This window comes from Streptomyces sp. NPDC053673 (assembly GCF_055585225.1).
This window is the reverse complement of sequence record NZ_JBVJKN010000007.1, coordinates 75,273-91,247: the sequence shown is the minus strand read 5'-3', so window position 1 is coordinate 91,247 and position 15,975 is coordinate 75,273. Positions and strand designations below refer to the sequence as shown.

At 69.6% G+C, this 15,975-nt stretch carries 16 protein-coding genes, 1 pseudogene and 1 riboswitch; of the genes and pseudogenes, 12 read left to right on the top strand and 5 right to left on the bottom strand.

Features of this window, described 5'->3' with window-relative positions; translation table 11 throughout:
* Positions 1-11 precede the first annotated feature (11 nt).
* The 5 genes from ACZ6ZQ_RS13110 to ACZ6ZQ_RS13090 are packed head-to-tail and all read left to right on the top strand — an operon-like array spanning position 12 to position 4,383.
* Complete coding sequence (locus ACZ6ZQ_RS13110; RefSeq protein WP_469768618.1) at positions 12-800, top strand: dihydrodipicolinate synthase family protein; 789 nt, start codon at positions 12-14, stop codon at positions 798-800.
* Positions 797-1,639: an iron-containing redox enzyme family protein gene (locus tag ACZ6ZQ_RS13105; RefSeq protein WP_469768617.1), complete on the top strand. Its 843-nt coding sequence runs from the start codon at positions 797-799 to the stop codon at positions 1,637-1,639. The genes ACZ6ZQ_RS13110 and ACZ6ZQ_RS13105 overlap by 4 nt, the downstream gene beginning before the upstream one ends.
* Positions 1,639-1,953: a Rieske (2Fe-2S) protein gene (locus ACZ6ZQ_RS13100; protein ID WP_469768616.1), complete on the top strand. Its 315-nt coding sequence runs from the start codon at positions 1,639-1,641 to the stop codon at positions 1,951-1,953. Before ACZ6ZQ_RS13105 ends, ACZ6ZQ_RS13100 begins: the two co-directional genes overlap by 1 nt.
* Positions 1,950-3,431, top strand: a complete 1,482-nt coding sequence (locus tag ACZ6ZQ_RS13095) for a purine-cytosine permease family protein (protein WP_469768615.1) — start codon at positions 1,950-1,952, stop codon at positions 3,429-3,431. Before ACZ6ZQ_RS13100 ends, ACZ6ZQ_RS13095 begins: the two co-directional genes overlap by 4 nt.
* Positions 3,424-4,383, top strand: coding sequence for a PDR/VanB family oxidoreductase (locus tag ACZ6ZQ_RS13090; protein WP_469768614.1), 960 nt, complete (start codon positions 3,424-3,426; stop codon positions 4,381-4,383). Before ACZ6ZQ_RS13095 ends, ACZ6ZQ_RS13090 begins: the two co-directional genes overlap by 8 nt.
* A 297-nt stretch (positions 4,384-4,680) precedes the next feature.
* Here ACZ6ZQ_RS13090 and ACZ6ZQ_RS13085 read toward each other — a convergent pair whose 3' ends face one another.
* Complete coding sequence (locus tag ACZ6ZQ_RS13085; RefSeq protein WP_469768613.1) at positions 4,681-5,361, bottom strand: TetR/AcrR family transcriptional regulator; 681 nt, start codon at positions 5,359-5,361, stop codon at positions 4,681-4,683.
* A gap of 112 nt (positions 5,362-5,473) precedes the next feature.
* On the opposite strand from ACZ6ZQ_RS13085, the gene ACZ6ZQ_RS13080 reads away from it, so the two are divergent.
* Together ACZ6ZQ_RS13080 and ACZ6ZQ_RS13075 are read left to right on the top strand one after the other, a co-directional pair.
* A complete protein-coding gene (locus ACZ6ZQ_RS13080; protein ID WP_469768612.1) occupies positions 5,474-5,962 on the top strand; it encodes an ATP-binding protein in 489 nt (162 codons plus the stop codon).
* A gap of 206 nt (positions 5,963-6,168) precedes the next feature.
* The gene (locus ACZ6ZQ_RS13075) at positions 6,169-6,999 is read left to right on the top strand and encodes a ZIP family metal transporter (RefSeq protein WP_469768611.1); all 831 of its coding nucleotides are present in this window, start codon (positions 6,169-6,171) and stop codon (positions 6,997-6,999) included.
* A gap of 11 nt (positions 7,000-7,010) precedes the next feature.
* Here ACZ6ZQ_RS13075 and bfr read toward each other — a convergent pair whose 3' ends face one another.
* On the bottom strand, positions 7,011-7,490 hold the full coding sequence (gene bfr, locus ACZ6ZQ_RS13070; protein ID WP_469768610.1) for a bacterioferritin: 480 nt from the start codon (positions 7,488-7,490) through the stop codon (positions 7,011-7,013).
* 473 nt (positions 7,491-7,963) lie between these two features.
* Positions 7,964-8,119, top strand: a riboswitch (cyclic di-AMP (ydaO/yuaA leader).
* A gap of 565 nt (positions 8,120-8,684) precedes the next feature.
* Here bfr and tgmA point away from each other — a divergent pair.
* Entirely contained in the window at positions 8,685-8,873 is a 189-nt protein-coding gene (gene tgmA / locus ACZ6ZQ_RS13065; RefSeq protein WP_469768609.1) for a putative ATP-grasp-modified RiPP, read from the top strand.
* A gap of 7 nt (positions 8,874-8,880) precedes the next feature.
* Positions 8,881-9,813 carry an ATP-grasp ribosomal peptide maturase gene (gene tgmB, locus ACZ6ZQ_RS13060; RefSeq protein WP_469768608.1) on the top strand — a complete coding sequence of 311 codons (933 nt, stop codon included), beginning with the start codon at positions 8,881-8,883 and terminating at the stop codon, positions 9,811-9,813.
* A gap of 149 nt (positions 9,814-9,962) precedes the next feature.
* On the opposite strand, the gene ACZ6ZQ_RS13055 is transcribed toward tgmB, so the two are convergent.
* Complete coding sequence (locus ACZ6ZQ_RS13055; protein ID WP_469768607.1) at positions 9,963-11,360, bottom strand: CBM96 family carbohydrate-binding protein; 1,398 nt, start codon at positions 11,358-11,360, stop codon at positions 9,963-9,965.
* 345 nt (positions 11,361-11,705) lie between these two features.
* Here ACZ6ZQ_RS13055 and ACZ6ZQ_RS13050 point away from each other — a divergent pair, with 345 nt between their 5' ends.
* Positions 11,706-12,974, top strand: a complete 1,269-nt coding sequence (locus ACZ6ZQ_RS13050; RefSeq protein WP_469768606.1) for an MFS transporter — start codon at positions 11,706-11,708, stop codon at positions 12,972-12,974.
* Positions 12,971-13,975 (top strand): TolB family protein, encoded by a 1,005-nt coding sequence (locus tag ACZ6ZQ_RS13045; RefSeq protein WP_469768605.1) that lies wholly within the window; start codon positions 12,971-12,973, stop codon positions 13,973-13,975. The genes ACZ6ZQ_RS13050 and ACZ6ZQ_RS13045 overlap by 4 nt, the downstream gene beginning before the upstream one ends.
* A 90-nt stretch (positions 13,976-14,065) precedes the next feature.
* On the opposite strand, the gene ACZ6ZQ_RS13040 is transcribed toward ACZ6ZQ_RS13045, so the two are convergent.
* Positions 14,066-14,725 carry an NADPH-dependent FMN reductase gene (locus tag ACZ6ZQ_RS13040; RefSeq protein WP_469768604.1) on the bottom strand — a complete coding sequence of 220 codons (660 nt, stop codon included), beginning with the start codon at positions 14,723-14,725 and terminating at the stop codon, positions 14,066-14,068.
* Between the two features lie 221 nt (positions 14,726-14,946).
* The gene (locus tag ACZ6ZQ_RS13035; RefSeq protein ID WP_469768603.1) at positions 14,947-15,120 is read right to left on the bottom strand and encodes a CsbD family protein; all 174 of its coding nucleotides are present in this window, start codon (positions 15,118-15,120) and stop codon (positions 14,947-14,949) included.
* 140 nt (positions 15,121-15,260) lie between these two features.
* Between ACZ6ZQ_RS13035 and ACZ6ZQ_RS13030 the strand changes: the two are divergent.
* Positions 15,261-15,953 (top strand): annotated as a pseudogene (locus ACZ6ZQ_RS13030) (GlxA family transcriptional regulator); the annotation flags it as partial.
* Positions 15,954-15,975: the final 22 nt, after the last annotated feature.

Sequence of the window (15,975 nt, the reverse complement as noted above, 5' to 3'; positions counted from 1 at the left end):
GGAGCACGGCCATGTATTCAGGCACGATCGTCCCGCTCATCACCCCGTTCAACGAAGACGACACCGTCGACGAGCAGAGCACGGCCCGCCTCATCGACCACGTCCGCACCGAGGTCAACGGGCTGATGCCGGCGCTGACCTCAGGAGAGGGCTGGAAGCTGGACGAGCGGCAATGGACGGACATCGTCACCTACACCGTCCGTCACTCCGGCGACCTTCCCGTGCTCGTCGGTATCCAGCTCCCCGACACGGCGACGATCATCGAGCGCGCCCGCCGCGCGATGGACATCGGAGCCGACGCGGTGGTGGTCACCACGCCCTTCGGCCAAGGCGTCACCCAGGACGACATCGTCGAGCACTACCGGGCCATCCGCAGCGCCACCGGCGCCCCGATCTTCCTCTACAACGAGGAAGCCCTCTCGGGCAACAAGATCGAGCTCGACACCCTGCTGAGACTGTGCGAGATGCCCGGGATCGTCGGCATCAAGGAGTCCAGCGGAGACGCGTCCTTCACGGTGAAGATGGCCGAGGCGGGCACCGGCGTACCGGTCTTCGAGGGCTGGGAGAACCTGATCTCCGCAGCCTCCGGGATCAACGGCTTCATCGGCCCGCTGGCCAACCTCGAACCCGTCCTGTGCAACGCCATCCTCGTCGATCCCTCGCCGGAGCGTCAGGCCGAGGTCAACGCGACGTGCGAGAAGTACGGGGTGTTCAAGGACGACTGGTACCGGTGGGTCAAGAAGGAGCTGCACGCCCGCGGCATCATCGCCACTCCTGCGGTCCACATGGAGCTGCGATGAACCCGACCACCGTCGCCGCCAGGCTCCAGCGGGACAAGACGCAGCGGGAACTGTACGAGCTGTACCGGCAGGTGCCCGACCTCGAGGGCTACGGGACCATGCTCGGCATCGAGGAACAGTGGATCCTGCCGATGGCCCGCGCCTACGAGGCCGACGCCCCGCGGTTCTCCTCCACGGGGGAGCTGCTGGAGGCGTTGAAGGAGTTCCTGGCCGCGGAAGAGGCGCAGATCTCGGACAACCACCGGTTCCTGGCGAATGAGGCCGGCCTCGAACAGTTCAAGGTGGTCGTGCGGGAGTTCGCGCTCGACGGGCTGACCGAGTCCGAATCGCTGCTGCCCGTCGTGCCCCGGCTGCCGTACCGGTCGGGTATGGCGGTCTTCCGGGTCCTCATCGACGAACTGGGCTGCGGCAACGACGAGAAGTCCCATTCCCAGCTCTACCGCGACCTCCTGGGTGAGCTGGAGATGAGCACCGAGCTGGACAGCTACCTCGCCGGTACGTCACCGGAGAGCTACGCCTACGTCAACATGTTCCACTGGCTGGCCAGCCGCGCCTGCTCACCCCAGTACTTCCTGGGCGCCTACGGCTACTTCGAGTCCAGCGTGCTCTACGGATTCCAGTCCTTCGCCCGCGCGGCCAAGCGGCTGGGCATCCGGCAGGACGCCTACTACACCGAGCACCTGTACATCGACTCCTACCACAGCAACCACATGCGCACCGCGATCCGGTCGCTGGAGGAGCCGGATCTGGCGAAGATCTGGGCCGGTGTGCGGCTGGCCAGTGACATCGTCGGCAACGCCACCGAGGCGGCCATCACCCGGGCACGGAAGGTCTCCTGATGGGTTCGGACAGTTCGATCCGAGAGATCCGAGAGATCAGCGAGGACCTGGTGCTCGTCGAGGTGGCGGGCCGCAAGGTCCTGGCGGCGGCCCGGTGCCCGCACCGGCAGGGCAAGCTGAAGTTCGCCCGTGTCGACGGCGGCAGGCTGACCATCACCTGCCCGCTGCACCACTCCACGTTCGACCTGGCCACGGGCGCGCGTACCGCCGGGCCGGCGTGCGACCCGCTGCGGATCGTGGACACCCTGTCCGACTGGCCGGGCGACGTATCGGCAGGTCAGGACGGGCTGGAAACCGGCCGGGACGGAACGTGAGCGCGCTCCACGAAGGGGCGGCGCCGACCGCGGTGCCGCCCCGTCCGTCCCCGCCCGAGGTGGACGGCATCGAGCCCATACCCGAGGCGGAACGCACCTCCCGGCCGGCGGACTTCGGGTGGATCTGGCCTTCGGCCCAGTTCTCCTTCGGCACCGTGGTCATGGGCGCCCTGCCCGTCATGTTCGGCCTCGGCTGGTGGGGCGCCATCAGCGCCATCGTGGCCGGAGTCGCGATCGGTACCGCCCTGCTGGCGCCCCTCGCCCGTCTGGGCGCCCGTACCGGAACCAACGACCCGATAGCCTCCGGCGCGCACTTCGGGGTGCGCGGCCGCATCATCGGCAACGTCATCACGATCGTCACCGCGCTGGGATTCTTCGCCATCGCCGTGTGGACCGGCGGAACCGCCATCATGGTCGCCGGCAACCGGATGGCCTCCACCCCGACGGGGCCCGCCGCGCTGACCGTGGCCATGGTGGTCACCGCGGGTGTGGTGGCCTTCGTCGCGGTGCGCGGGCACACCGTACTGGTGCGCACGTACAAGATCACCGCAGTGATCGGCGGGATCGTGCTGATCGGTACGGTCCTGGTGCTCTCGCCCCAGTTCGACGCCGGGTACGCGGGCGGTGAGTACGCTCTGGCCAGCCCGCTCCACACCTGGTTCCTGGCGGCGACCGCCTCGGCGACGGTCCCCCTGTCCTACGCCACATTCCAGGGCGACTACACCCGTTACATGCCCTCGGCCACCGCGCCGGGGAAGCTGGTGCGGTACTCGGGCGTGGCCATGTTCGTCAGCAGTATCGCCGCCCTGGGCACGGGCGCCTACGTGAGCACCCTGCTCTCCGGCCCGCAGGCGCCCTGGCTGCAAGGACTCACCGAAGCGGTGCCGGGCTGGTTCGCCGTCGTCGTGGTCGCCTTCGGCTTCGCCGGGACCATCCCGCAGGGCGCCGTGTGCCTGTACGCGGCCGGCCTGTCGGCGAACTCGATGTTCTGGCGGGCTTCACGTTCCGTCGTGACCGCGGCGGTCGCCCTGCTGGCGCTGGTCGTCCTGTACCTGGGGGCCGTGGCGTACGACGCCATGGAGTCCATGGGGGCCTTCGTGACGCTCCTGCTGACCGTCGTCGCCCCGTGGGCCGCCGTACTGACCGTCGGCCACCGCCTCCACCGGGGCCACTACCGGCCCCAGGACCTGCGCGCCTTCACCACCGGAGGGGGAGGACTGTACTGGTACACGCGCGGCGTCAACATACGGGCGGTGGCGGCCTTCGCGGCCGGATCCGTCATCGGCGCGCTGTGGGTCAACAACCCGCTCTACGTCGGCCCGCTGACCGAGCTGACCGGCGGCGTCGATCTCAGCCTGCCCGTCTCCTTCGCGCTGACGGCCGCCGTGTACGCCCTGCTGTGCCTCAGGTGGCCCGAACCCGGGCAGCTCCAGCGGCCCGGCCCCTCCCCGAAACCGACGGAAGGTTCCCATGGTTGACGCCGTTCCCTCGCTGCGACTCAAGGTCCGGGAGACCGTCCCCGAAGCCGACGGCGTCCTGGGGATCGTGCTTGTGGACCCGTGGGGCACGGAACTGCCTCCGTGGGAACCCGGCGCCCACCTCGAAGTCCACCTTCCGTCCGGGCGGATACGGCACTACTCGATCAGCGGCGACCCCGGGGACCGGAGCAGCTACCGGCTGGGCGTACTGCGCGAGCCGGACGGGAGGGGCGGGTCGGAGGAACTCCACACCACCCCCCTCGCCGGGCGCCTGTTCGATGTGCGCGGCCCGGTCAACCGCTTCCCCCTCGTCCCCGCCGACCGGTACCTCTTCATCGCCGGCGGGATCGGCATCACCCCGATCCTGCCCATGGTCCGCGAACTCGCGGCAGGATCCTCGGCTCCCTGGCAGCTCCTGTACGGCGGACGAACCCTGGCATCCATGGCCTACCGGCGGGAACTCGCGGCCCTCGCGGGCGGGAACGTCACCTTCGCCCCCCAGGACACCCACGGACTCCTGAACCTCGACCACACGCTCGGCGGCCTACCGGACACCACAGCCGTCTACTGCTGCGGCCCGGCCGGCCTCATCCAGGCCGTGGAACAGCGCGTGCCCGCCGCCACCCTGCATGTGGAACGCTTCACCTCCCCCACGGACCCCGCGACCGCCCCCCGAACCGGCACGGCCGCCTTCGAGGTGGAACTGCACCGCACCGGCCGGATCCTTCAGGTCCCGGCGGGCCGAAGCCTGCTCGACGTCGTGCGCGAGGCGGTCCCGTCGGTGCCCTCCTCCTGCGAGCAGGGCATGTGCGGCACGTGCGAAACCAAGGTCCTCGCCGGCACCCCGGACCACTACGACACGGTCCTGACCGACGCGGAACGCTCATCCGGCACCACGATGATGATCTGCGTCGGCCGTTCGAAATCCCCCCGCCTGACCCTCGACCTCTAGGGCGTGTTGTGAAAGTAGCGCCGTCCGCCGCCCGCCGGCGCGAGCCACTGAAGGGGCCCCGGCCTGCGACGGGGGGACGCCGGCCGGGGCCACTTGGAGCCCGGGGGTGACTCCACCTGCTCTACGGGGAAGGGCGGCCCGTCCGTCGCGGCGAAGCCGACAATTTCTGAGCCAGAAGCAGAGCCCCGGCCGGCCGACAGGGGACGCCGGGCCAGGGGCGGTCTTGGGGCGGTGTCGCTACAGGGCGGGCGCGCCGGCCCCCGGGCGTCCGGAGGCCGTCTCCCCGACGTGCTTCGCTCACTCGCGTGCGTCGAGCGCGGCGGCGAGGTGCGGGTCGATGTGTCTGAGCGCCGCCACGGCGAACTGGGTCGTGAACTCGGCGGCCGATGCCGTATCCAGCGAGTCGGCGACCAGCGTGTACCGCGCGCCCTCGACGACCAGGCCGACGACGTAGGAGGCGCAGAGCTCCGCACTCGTTCCCCAGGTGCCACGGCCGTGGCGCTTGGTGAAGTACCGGATCCGGCGCGTGATCTCCTGGGTGGCGGCCGACATCAGCCGTTGCCGGGCCTCGGTCGCCGACCCCGTCGCGTGCGCCCCGAAGAGCAGCCGGAATCGCGCCGGATGGACGTCCGCGTAGTCGAAGAACGAGGCCACGCCCGCGCGCACCTGCTGTTCGAGCGGGAGATCGGCCGCTGCCGCGTAGGCCTCGAAGAGCGCGCTCGCCAAGGTGTCGGCTGCGAGGTCGGCGCATTTGCCGAACAAGTCCTCCTTGCTGCCGAAGTGTGCGTACAGCGTGGGTTTGGTGGATCTCGCACGTGCGGCGACGACGTTCATGGTCGCCGCGTGGAATCCGGCCTCGCTGAAGACCGCGGAGGCCGCGTCCAGCATGTCTTCGTCGGTCGGGCGTGCCGCAGGGGGGCGGCGACGGCCCGCTGGACGCTGTGGCGCGGGGCCGGCCTCGGGCGGGTGATCAGCCATGTCCACCACTTTACTTCCGGGTAAACCCGGATTACCATTTTACTCCGTAGTAAATGCGGTTGTGATCGACTCCCTGACTGGGAGAACTGGCCAGGGCTTTGTGGAGGCTTTCATGCACCACACCCACCTCGTACAGCCCGCCGCGACCGCCGCAACGCGTCCCGTCCCTGCCCCGTTCCTGGGCTTCGCCCCCGACCTGGAGCTGACCGTCGCCGGCCCCTGGCAGCTTCCGCGGGCTCCGGACGCCTGTGGTCAGGCCCGCAGAGCGGTGTGCAGCACCCTGGCCGACTGGGGCCTGGACCATCTTTCGGACACGGCAGAACTCCTGGTCAGCGAACTGGTCGGCAATGCCTTGCTTCACGCGTACGGTCCCGTCCACCTCACCGTGGTACGCCGCGAGGTCATCTGTTGCCAGGTCCGCGACGGGAGCCGGAAACTGCCGCAGCTCCGTTCGGCGCAGACCGGCGACGAATTCGGCCGCGGCCTGCATTTGGTCGACCTGATGGCGAGCAAATGGGGGGCCGACCCCACCCCCTGGGGCAAGGAAGTCTGGTTCGAACTTCCGGAAGTGCCGGATTCCCTCGGTGGAGGGTGGCACTGAGTGAGGCGCCCTTGCGCGTATCGGGTCGTTTCGTCGCACACGACTTCTGACCAGCCATGCGCGGCTGTCGTCGCCGTTCGAGCCGTCCGGCCGGGCAATGGCCTTCCGAGATGCGGGTGGGCTCCGGACAGGGTAATGCTTATTAGGTAAGGCTTACCTATCTCGCGCCTGGGGGTCGGTCCCTGTGCAGCTCCACCTGGATCGTCATGTCTGAATCGCAGATCGCTCTTCTCGGAGCCATTGCCGGGTTCACCATCTACCTCGGTCTGCCCGTCGGCCGCCTGCGCAGGCCCGTCCCGCGCCTGAGCGCCGCCCTCAACGCCGTCGCCATCGGCATCCTGCTGTTCCTGTTCTGGGACGTCCTCACCGAGGCATGGGAGCCGACCGACGCCGCACTGAGTGATCGGCACTGGGGGACAGCGGCCATCGGTGGTTCGGTGCTCATCGCCGGTCTCGCGGTCGGTCTGTGCGGCCTCGTGTACTACGACCTGTGGATTTCTCGGCGCCAGGCGTCCGCCACGGCTTCGTTCGACGGACCTGGAGCGGCAGCCACAACCGAACTGGCGGCCAAGGCCCACTCGCGGGCTGCCGGCCTCGCCTTCATGATCGCCATCGGTATCGGCCTGCACAATTTCGCGGAAGGCCTGGCCATCGGCAACTCCGCAGCGAAAGGCGAAATCTCGCTGGCAGTCCTGCTGGTCATCGGTTTCGGTCTGCACAATGCGACCGAAGGCTTCGGGATCGTCGCCCCGCTGGCCGCCGAGGGTGAGCGGCCCTCCTGGGGGACCCTCGCGCTGCTCGGCCTGATCGGCGGCGGTCCCACCTTCGTGGGCACCCTGGTAGGCCAGCAGGTGGTCAACGAAACACTCAGCGTTGCCTTCATGGGCCTGGCCGCCGGGTCCATCCTCTACGTGATCATCGAGCTGCTCGCCGTCGTTCGCCGAGCTGCGATGAAGGAGCTGACCGCCTGGATGATCCTGCTGGGCCTGCTGCTGGGCTTCGCCACCGACGCCGTGGTCACCGTCGCCGGAGTGTGAAGCCCGGGGGCTCAGCCCTCCGGCTGCTCGATCGACTGGGCCAGGTAGAGCGCTTCACCGAGCTTCTCGATCAGTTCGAGGTGGGTGTCGAGGTAGTCGATGTGGTGTTCCTCGTCGGCAAGAATCGACTCGAAGAGGTTCGCCGAGGTGATGTCACCCTTGGCCCGCATGATTTCGATGCCGCGCCTCAGTCGGTCGATCGCCTCGACCTCGACCTCGCGGTCCGCCTGGAACATCTCCGTGACCGTCTGGCCCACCCGGACATGGAAAAGTCGCTGGTAGTTCGGCAGGCCGTCCAGCACGAGGATCCGGTCGGTCAGGACCTCCGCGTGGTTCATCTCTTCGAACGACTCGTGCCGGGTGTGGGCGGCAAGCCTGGTCCAGCCGAAGTTCTCCTGCATTTTGGCGTGCAGGAAGTACTGATTGATCGCGGTCAGCTCGGCGGTCAGCTGCTCGTTGAGGAACTCCAGGACCTCGGGGTCACCTTGCATCGCTCGCGCCTCCCTGCTCCTGGCCGGGCGGGCACGAAGACGCGCCGCACCGGCGGCTGCTGTCTACGGACATCGTTTCACCAGACCGTTCCCACTGCCAGGGAAGACGGGCTGGCCTCGGGTGCTGGGGTGATCATGCGGGCCGAGTCCCTCGGGTGAGCGTTGTGTGAGCGGGGTGGTCCTCACCCGCGGGCAGACGGGTGCGGTCGCAGTCATGCAGCCGTGCGTGCGTATCCGGGGCCCGTCATAGCAGCCTGGATTGCTGACACGCAAACACATGCACGCATCCCCCTTTACCGGGGGTACCGGGTCTACCTACCACGAACTCTCTTGTGGAAGAAGCAAGTTGATGCGAGCCCGCTTGTGGAGACCTTGTGCTCGAACGCAAGGTCCCTCTAACGTGCTCGGCGTTCGGACAAGTCGAACACCGCGTGGCCGGACCGCCGAATCCTGCCCCCGGCGCGCGGCAGCACATCACCACACCGCCCGGCAGGAGCGGGGGACCCACTTGCGCCGTACGGGACAACGCGTACCCGGGCGGCTTGGGGTGAAGCCGTGAGAATCACGGCCGGGCGACTCTCCAGCCCGAACCCGACAGCTCACCTCGTAGGCGTTCGGAGTACGGAGCCACCGTGATATCTGCAGTCGGACGAGACCGCGCCCCATGCCCCCGGACCCCCACGCGGCAGCTCGTCAGCCGCGCCTCCGCCGTCGGGTCGGCCTCGCGCCGCCGGCACCGCCGACGCTCCGGCCGGTGACGGCGATTCCTGCGACGGCGGCACCCTGACCGCCGGCTTGCACTTCGAGGTGCGCGTCACCCCGGAACACCGTCCGCCGGCGACCCGCTGGACCGGCCGCGGGACCACGGTGTGAAGAGCTGACACGTCACCCTGGTCGTCGGTCCGCCGCAGGGTCGGTGCGGTGCGACCTCAGCCGTGAACCCCAGTCATCCGTACGAGTGCAGCAGCCGGTGGCCGGTAGTACCTCCCCCGGCGTCGTGCTCGGCGAGAACGTACTCGCTGTCCCCTCGGCGAGTTCGCGGCGCGCAGCCACCGGCAGCGTCCTGCTGTCGACGATCCGACCGCCGTCTCCCGACCGGGACGACGCATGCCCGCATGCCACAAGCCATTCAGCACCCCTGCCCGACGAGCAGGCCGAGCCTGCCACCCCGTCCGGCACGCAAGAGGAGATGTGATGAAACCGTTCGCACTGAACTACGCCCGCCCGGCCTCCCCGCCCGTCGTGATTCCTTACGCCTATGACCCCACGCGTCAATTGAACGTCCTGCCCGATGGGCGCCCGGCCATCAGCGACCGCGACCTGCTGCTGACGTGTGGCACCACCACGTCCACCGCCGGTTCCCAAACGCACTTCGACGACTGACGGCCCCATGACCGTGCTCGTACTGACCTGCGCCGAGGACGTGACCGCGGACATGGTGGTGTCCGCCCTGGACGATGGGGGCGTCCCGGTCGTACGCCTGGACCCCGCCGACCTCCCGGGCCAGGCGGCCCTGTCCGCCGAGTACGTGGGGGGCGACTTCGACGGACATCTGTCGGCCGGGGGGCGCGTGGTGGGGATGGGGGGACTGCGCTCGATATGGGTACGCCGGCCCGGCCGTCCCGCAGCGCGCGCCGCCCATCGGTCCGCATGGCTCACCGCCGAGGCCGAACAGGCCCTGTACGGAACGCTGAACTGCACGGGCGTGCGCTGGATGAACCACCCGGTCGCCGCCACGCAAGCCCGCTGGAAACCATGGCAGCTTCGCGTCGCCCACCGCAGCGGCTTCGCGGTACCCCCCACGCTGATCACCAGCTGTCCGCAGGTTGCACGGGAGTTCGCAGCCCGGTACCCGGACCTCGTCGTGAAGCCGGTTTCGGGAGCGCATCCCAGCGACCCGCCGCTGGCACTGCCCACCACCCCCGTCGAGCCGGACGCCGACTTCGCCGGAGTGACCGCCGGCCCCACGCTCCTGCAGCAGCGCGTGCCCAAGCGCGCGGACGTCCGGCTGACCTGTGTGGGGAACGAGCTGTTCGCCGCGCGGAGGGCGTCCGACCCCGACCAGGTGGACTGGCGTTTCGTCGACGACGGCGGTGCCTGGGTCCCGGCCGTGGTACCCACCCGTGTCGCGGAGGCCGTCCACGCCTACATGTCCCTCGCCCAGCTCGCCTACGGCGCCTTCGACTTCGCCGAGGACGGTGACGGTACCTGGTGGTTCCTGGAGTGCAATCAGGGCGGGCAGTTCGGCTTCGTCCAACTGGAGACCGGCCAGCCCATCGCCGAAGCCGTCGCATCCTGGCTGGCTTCGAGTACCGCGGTGTGAGCCGCCTCGAGCAGGTCCTCAGCCGTATGTAGGCGTATCCCGGACCGCTCGGGGACGGCGAAGCCGCAGGCGATCGGCAGCACCGAAGTCGACGGGGCTGTCCGGGGCTTCGCCGCGGACAGCCCCTGCCGGGTGCGAGAGGCGATCACTCAGTGGCAGCTGGTGGTGCCGCTGTCGCTGTAGGTCTTGCCGGCCTCGGGCACGAACTGCCAGTCGTAGCTGTTGGCGTGGAGGGTGAACTTGAGCACGCCATAGGTGTCACTGTTGCGTGCCTGGCTGTTGGGCTGGATGGTGCCGAAGCTGTAGTGGCTGGCACCGCCCATGCCGGCGACGAAGTGCCGGATGCCGCGGGTGTTGTCGAGCTGACCGCTCGGGTTCATGGGAGCGAACCGCTCGTACTGGTGGTTGTGGCCCGTGGCGATCACCTCGGCGTTGTAGTCGTACAGCGCCTGGACGAGAGGTCCGGTCGAGGTGTTCGGGGCATGGTTGGCGCCCGAGGTGAACCGCGGCTTGTGCCAGTAGGCGATGGTGCACGGCTTGGTGCTGGCAGCCAGGTCGGAGCGCAGCCACTGCTCCTGCGCCGAGCCGACGGACATGCTCACCTCGGAGTTCAGCGAGACCACGTGCCAGTTGCCCAGGTCGTAGGAGTAGTACCCCCGCCCGGACGGGCCGGCGTTGGCGCCGAAGTAGTTGTAGTACCCCGTGGCTCCCGACGTGTGGTAGTCGTGGTTGCCCGGCGAGGGGCGGGTGCGGGCCTTGTGCCGCCCCCAGGTCGGCTCGTAGTAGGTGGTGAACTGCGACGCCGTGCCGTCCGGGTAGACGTTGTCGCCGGTGGTGAACACCGTGCCGGAGATGTCGTCGAGCAGGTTGGCGGTCGCGGAGTCGCCCGAACCGGAGGAGGCGATGTCGCCCGCGCCGACCAGTACCGGGTCGCCCGAGGGCGGGGTGGGCGTGGGGGTCGGCGAGGGGTCGCTTCCCGTGGTGATCACCAGCTGCGGGGCGTCGGCGCCGCTCTCCCGCGAGTCGTAGTAGGCACCGTCGGAGCTGGCAGAGGTCGCGCCGATGCTGAAGGTGCCGTTGCCGGTCACCAGCGAGGTCACGTCGATCTCGTACCAGGTGTCCTTGGTGACCGAGCCGATGCTGCCGAGCGTCGCGCCGTCGATGGCCGGCTTGTTGTTCCAGGTCGTGCCGGTCTCCGACCACGTGGTGCTGGTCATCGACTTGAACGTGCCGCCGTTGCTGCTGCCGCTGTTGCCGCTGATGGTGCGGAGCCGCAGCTTGGCGCCGGTCACCGGCTCGGTGAGGCCGCTGACGGTGAACTTCAGGAACGACTGGCGCACCGGCGAGTTGTCGACCACGAACTGGGTCGAGGTGCCGTAGTTGGTGGAAGGGGTGCTGTCCTGCACGTAGGTGTCGGCGACCGGCGTGAACGTGTTCGTGGCCGCGGTTGCCGCAGGGGCGGACGTGAGCAAGGCGGCGACGGCGGCGGTCGTCAGTGCGACCGCTCCTCCCGCCATCGCTGATCTCCGGAACTGGCGGTTGCCCATCAGGTGATCCCTTCTGAGGTGAAGCCTGTGGAGGGCGCTGGGGAACCTAGGGATGCACCGGAGCCATCGCTGCGCGATTGGGTTAACTGCGAACGAGCTGTGAGTGAGCATTGTTCGTGCTCGCTCACACGTTCTGACGACCCGTAAGTAGGCCACTGTCTGTTCATCGACTGCATGTCTGCCCGCCGACTGCCGTACGTGGCTCACGCGCCGCGGGCACCGGACGATTGGCCGTCGTCATCACCATGGAGTGCCGCTGTCCGCGACGGTTCCGTGGGCGTCCGTCATTGCGCCGGTGGTCGCCACCCGCTCGTCCCACTCAAGCCGCAGGAGGTGCGCAAGCGCGTGTACCTGTCGACAATCGGCTGGTCCAGGGCGGCCGGCGACGCAGGCGAGCCCGGCAGGCGCCGACTGCCCGCGATCAGCGCCAACGTCTTCGCTCTCGGCACCGTAAGCCTGGTCACCGACATCTCCGCGGAGATGGTCACCGCGGTCCTTCCCCTCTACCTGGTGCTCGGCCTGCAGCTGAGCCCGGCGGCCTACGGAGTGATCGACGGGGTCTACACCGGCGCCACGGCGCTGCTGCGGATCGTCGGCGGGTACGTCGCCGACCGGGTGCGCAGCCGCAAGGCGGTGGCCGGCGTCGGTTACGCGCTCTCGGCCGTGGCCAAGCTGGGCCTGCTCGCGGCAGGGCGGTCGGTCGCCGCCGTCGGGTTGGTGATCGCTGTCGACCGGACCGGGAAAGGACTGCGCACGGCGCCCCGGGACGCGCTGATCACGCTGTCGACACCACCGGAAGCCCTCGGCCGGGCCTTCGGCGTGCACCGTGCGATGGACAGCTTCGGCGCCTTCCTCGGCCCGCTGGTGGCACTGGCGGTCCTCGCCGCCGCGGGCCAGTCCTTCGACGCGGTCTTCGTCACCAGCTTCTGCGTTGCCGTCCTCGGCGTCGTGCTGCTCGTGCTGTTCGTACGCGACCGGCGTGACCCGCAGCCCGAGGCCGGGACCGTCTCACCGCGCGGCGCCGTGTCGATGCTGCGGGCCGCGCCGGTCCGCCGTCTCGTACTCGCCGCTTGCCTGCTCGGTCTTGCCACCGTCGGCGACGGCTTCGTCTACCTGCTCCTGCAGCGACGCGAAGAGCTGAGCGCAGGCTGGTTCCCGCTGCTCGCGGTCGGCACCAACCTCGGCTATCTGCTCCTCGCCGCCCCCATCGGGGCCCTCGCCGACAGGGTCGGCAGGCTGCCCGTCATGCTGGGCGGCTACACCGCGCTGATCGCCGTCTACCTGTTGCTGTTCGGTCCACTCGGCGGATGGCCGCTGATCGTCCTGACGCTCGGCCTCTACGGCATCTTCTACGCGGCCACCGACGGCGTACTCATGGCGCTGGCAGGCCCGCTGCTGCCCGAACGGCTGCGCACCACCGGCATCGCCGTCGTCCAGACCGGCCAGGCACTGGCCTACCTCGTCTCCTCGGTCCTGTTCGGGCTGGCGTGGCAGGCGTGGGGTCCGGTGACCGCCAGCAGGGCGGCGGCCGCGGGCGTCGTCGTGGCGATCGTCGCTACCGCCGTGCTGCTCACTCACCGACCCGGTGCCGTCATCCAGGAGGAATCCAGTTGAGCGCCCTGACGCAGCGGACCCGGATCGTCGTCGTCATCGCCACCGCCGCGGTGCTCGCCGCCGTCGCCATCGGCTACATCCGGCTGGCCGCCGACCGGACGGCCACGGCCGGTGCCGACTCCGGCGCCGACCGGGTCACCACCACCGCGGACCGCGCGACGCTGGCTCCCGGCCGACGTCTGCTGGTGGTCAGCGACCGCCGTCTCGTCACCGTCTCCCGGGACGACCCGAGCGGCCCGAGGACGGTCGCCCCGCTGGAGTGCGTCCGCGTCCATGCCGCGGCAGGCACCGGCGTCTGTGTCCGTCCTGACTCTCCGTGGTCCTACCGCCTTGTCGTCCTCGACCAGGAACTCCGTGAGAAGCGCGCGTTCCCGGTCCCCGGTCTGCCCAACCGGGCCCGGGTGTCGGCCAGTGGCCGCATGGTGGCATGGACGACCTTCGTCGGGGGCGACTCCTACAACAGCGGCGGCTTCTCCACCCGTGCCGGCATCCTCGACACCCGTACCGGCGTGCTCGTCAGCACACTGGAGAAGTTCGCGGTGACCAGGGAGGGCCGGCCCTACCAGGCCGCCGACCTCAACTTCTGGGGCGTCACCTTCGCCGCCGACGACAACAGGTTCTACGCGACCATGTCCACGGCCGGCCGCCGGTACCTGGTCGAGGGCGACTTCGCGGCCAGAACCGTCCGCACGCTCAAGGAGAACGTGGAGTGCCCCTCGTTGTCACCGGACGGCACCCGGATCGCGTTCAAGGAGGCCATCGGCGCCGATCCCACCCGCGGCTGGCGACTGTCCGTGCTCGAACGGGCCTCGATGCGGGTGACGCCCCTGGCCGAGACCCGCAGCATCGACGACCAGGCCGCCTGGCTCGACAACGCCACGCTCGCCTACACGGTGCGGGACAGCAGCGGCGACCCCGATGTCTGGTCCGTGCCGGCTGACGGCTCCGGCGCACCCAGGCTGCTGGTACCCGACTCCGAATCCCCGGCCGCACTGGGCTGACGAGTCCGCGCGGCTCCGGTGCGGCGCCCCTGGTGCGGCGCGGATCGTGTGCGCGGGACGGGCCGGGCAGACGGGACTGTGGAGACTCGTCTAGTCCTCCGCCCGCTGGGTGACGGCCGCCTCGGTGCGGTCCCCGAGGAACTCGTACCAGCGGCGCTGCAGGCACACGTAGCTCACATCGGCCTCCACCAGGCTGAGGAAGGCCTGTACGGTCTCGGCCAGGCGTTCCTGCAGGCCCGAATCGGCGAGGAGGCCGTCCTCGGTGAAGCCCTGGTGCGACTTGGCGAGGCTGAACATGTCCGGATAGACGCGGGTGCCGAGGTGTTCCAGGGGAACTCTCAGCGACCACAGCCCGCGGTTGCCGCCCACCATGGACGGGGAGGCGGACAGCAGCAGCGCGTGCTTGGACTTGAACGGCTGCGGCTGGACGCGGGAGACCCAGTCGATCGCGTTCTTCAGCACTCCGGGCATGGAGGCGTTGTACTCCGGGGAGGAGATCACGAAGGCGTCGCAGCGTTCGAGCCGGTCGCGGAGCGCGAGCGCGCCCGGCGGCAGGCCTTCCTCCTCCTCCAGATCGCCGTCGTAGAGGGGCATGTCGAAGTCGCGCATGGTGGCGAGGTCGACGGTGGCGCCGGTGTCGGCGATCAGGCGGGCCACGAGGGAGGCCAGGCGGGCGTTGATGGACCCGGCCCGTAGCGCCGCGCCGAACACCAGGGCCCGCAGGGGACCGGGGTGCGCGTCCGTGGGCATGGAGAACTTCCTTCCGGCATGCGGCCGCCCGGCCAGGACACCATGAGACCAGTGTGGTCCGGGTAAGGCCGTCACGCGATCGGAGCGGGCCTTGGGCGAGGTCCGGCCTCGCGTGGGGCGGCGCCCTGGCCAGGGGCCTGATCAGCACCTGGCAGGTGTCTGCTCAGTGCTGTGGTCAGCGCTTTGACCAGTGTTCCGGTCGGTCCCTGGTCAGTGCCAGGTCAGTGCTTCGTCGCCTTGCGGACCCGTTCGGCCGCCTTCTCCGCCATCTCCTGTGCCTTGCCGCGCAGCTGGTCTCCCTTGCCGTGCCTGACCATGGTCTTGTCGCCCATGGTCTTGCCCAGGGTTTCCTTCAGCTTGCCCTTGATCTGTTTTGCCTTGGCGTTGCCCTGCATCAGGATCGCTGTCCTCTCGGGATCAGGTGGGGTACGTCCGCACCTGTTCACCCTGCGCCTGCGTACGGGACGGCGCAAACGCTCGCCCCGTACGCCGTGCGTCTCAGCCGGTGACCGTGAGGACGATCTTTCCCTTCGTCCAGCGGCAGTTCCCCCTGGCCGACGTCGACCCGGACGTGCTCTTCGTCGACGACGGCGACGTCCTCACCGCGGCCGGCGTCGCCGCCGGGGTGGACCTGTGCATCCACCTGCTGCGCCGCGACCACGGCAGCGAGGTCGCCAACCGGGTGGCCAGGCTCTGCGTCGTACCGCCGTGGCGTGACGGCGGGCAGGCGCAGTTCATCGAACGCCCCGTGCCGGAGCCAACGATCGCCACGACATCCCCGACCAGGGCGTGAGCGCTCGGACAGCTGCACCGACCGCTGTCGCTGGCCGAGTTGGCGGAGCATGCGCGGATGAGCGTCCGTACGTTCTCCCGGCGCTTCCGCGACGAGGTGGGGATGACGCCCGGCCAGTGGCTCACCCGGCAGCGTGTGGAGAACGCGCGACGGCTGCTGGAGACCAGCGATCTGCCTGTGGACCGGGTGGCGGAGGAGGCGGGGTTCGGGACCGCCGCGTCGCTGCGGCAGCATCTGGTCGCGGCGATCGGGGTGGCGCCGACGGCCTACCGGAACACGTTCCGCGGCACGGTCCTCGAAACGTCGCACGACGCGTCCCGCGACAGTCTGCGCGGTTCGGTTCGCGACGCGTCCCGCGATACTCCCCGCAGTACGCCTCGCGACACGTCCGGCAGTGGCCGGACGCGGCAGCGAGCCGACGCCGAGGCGGGCTGAACGCGCCCCGCCCACCCGGAGT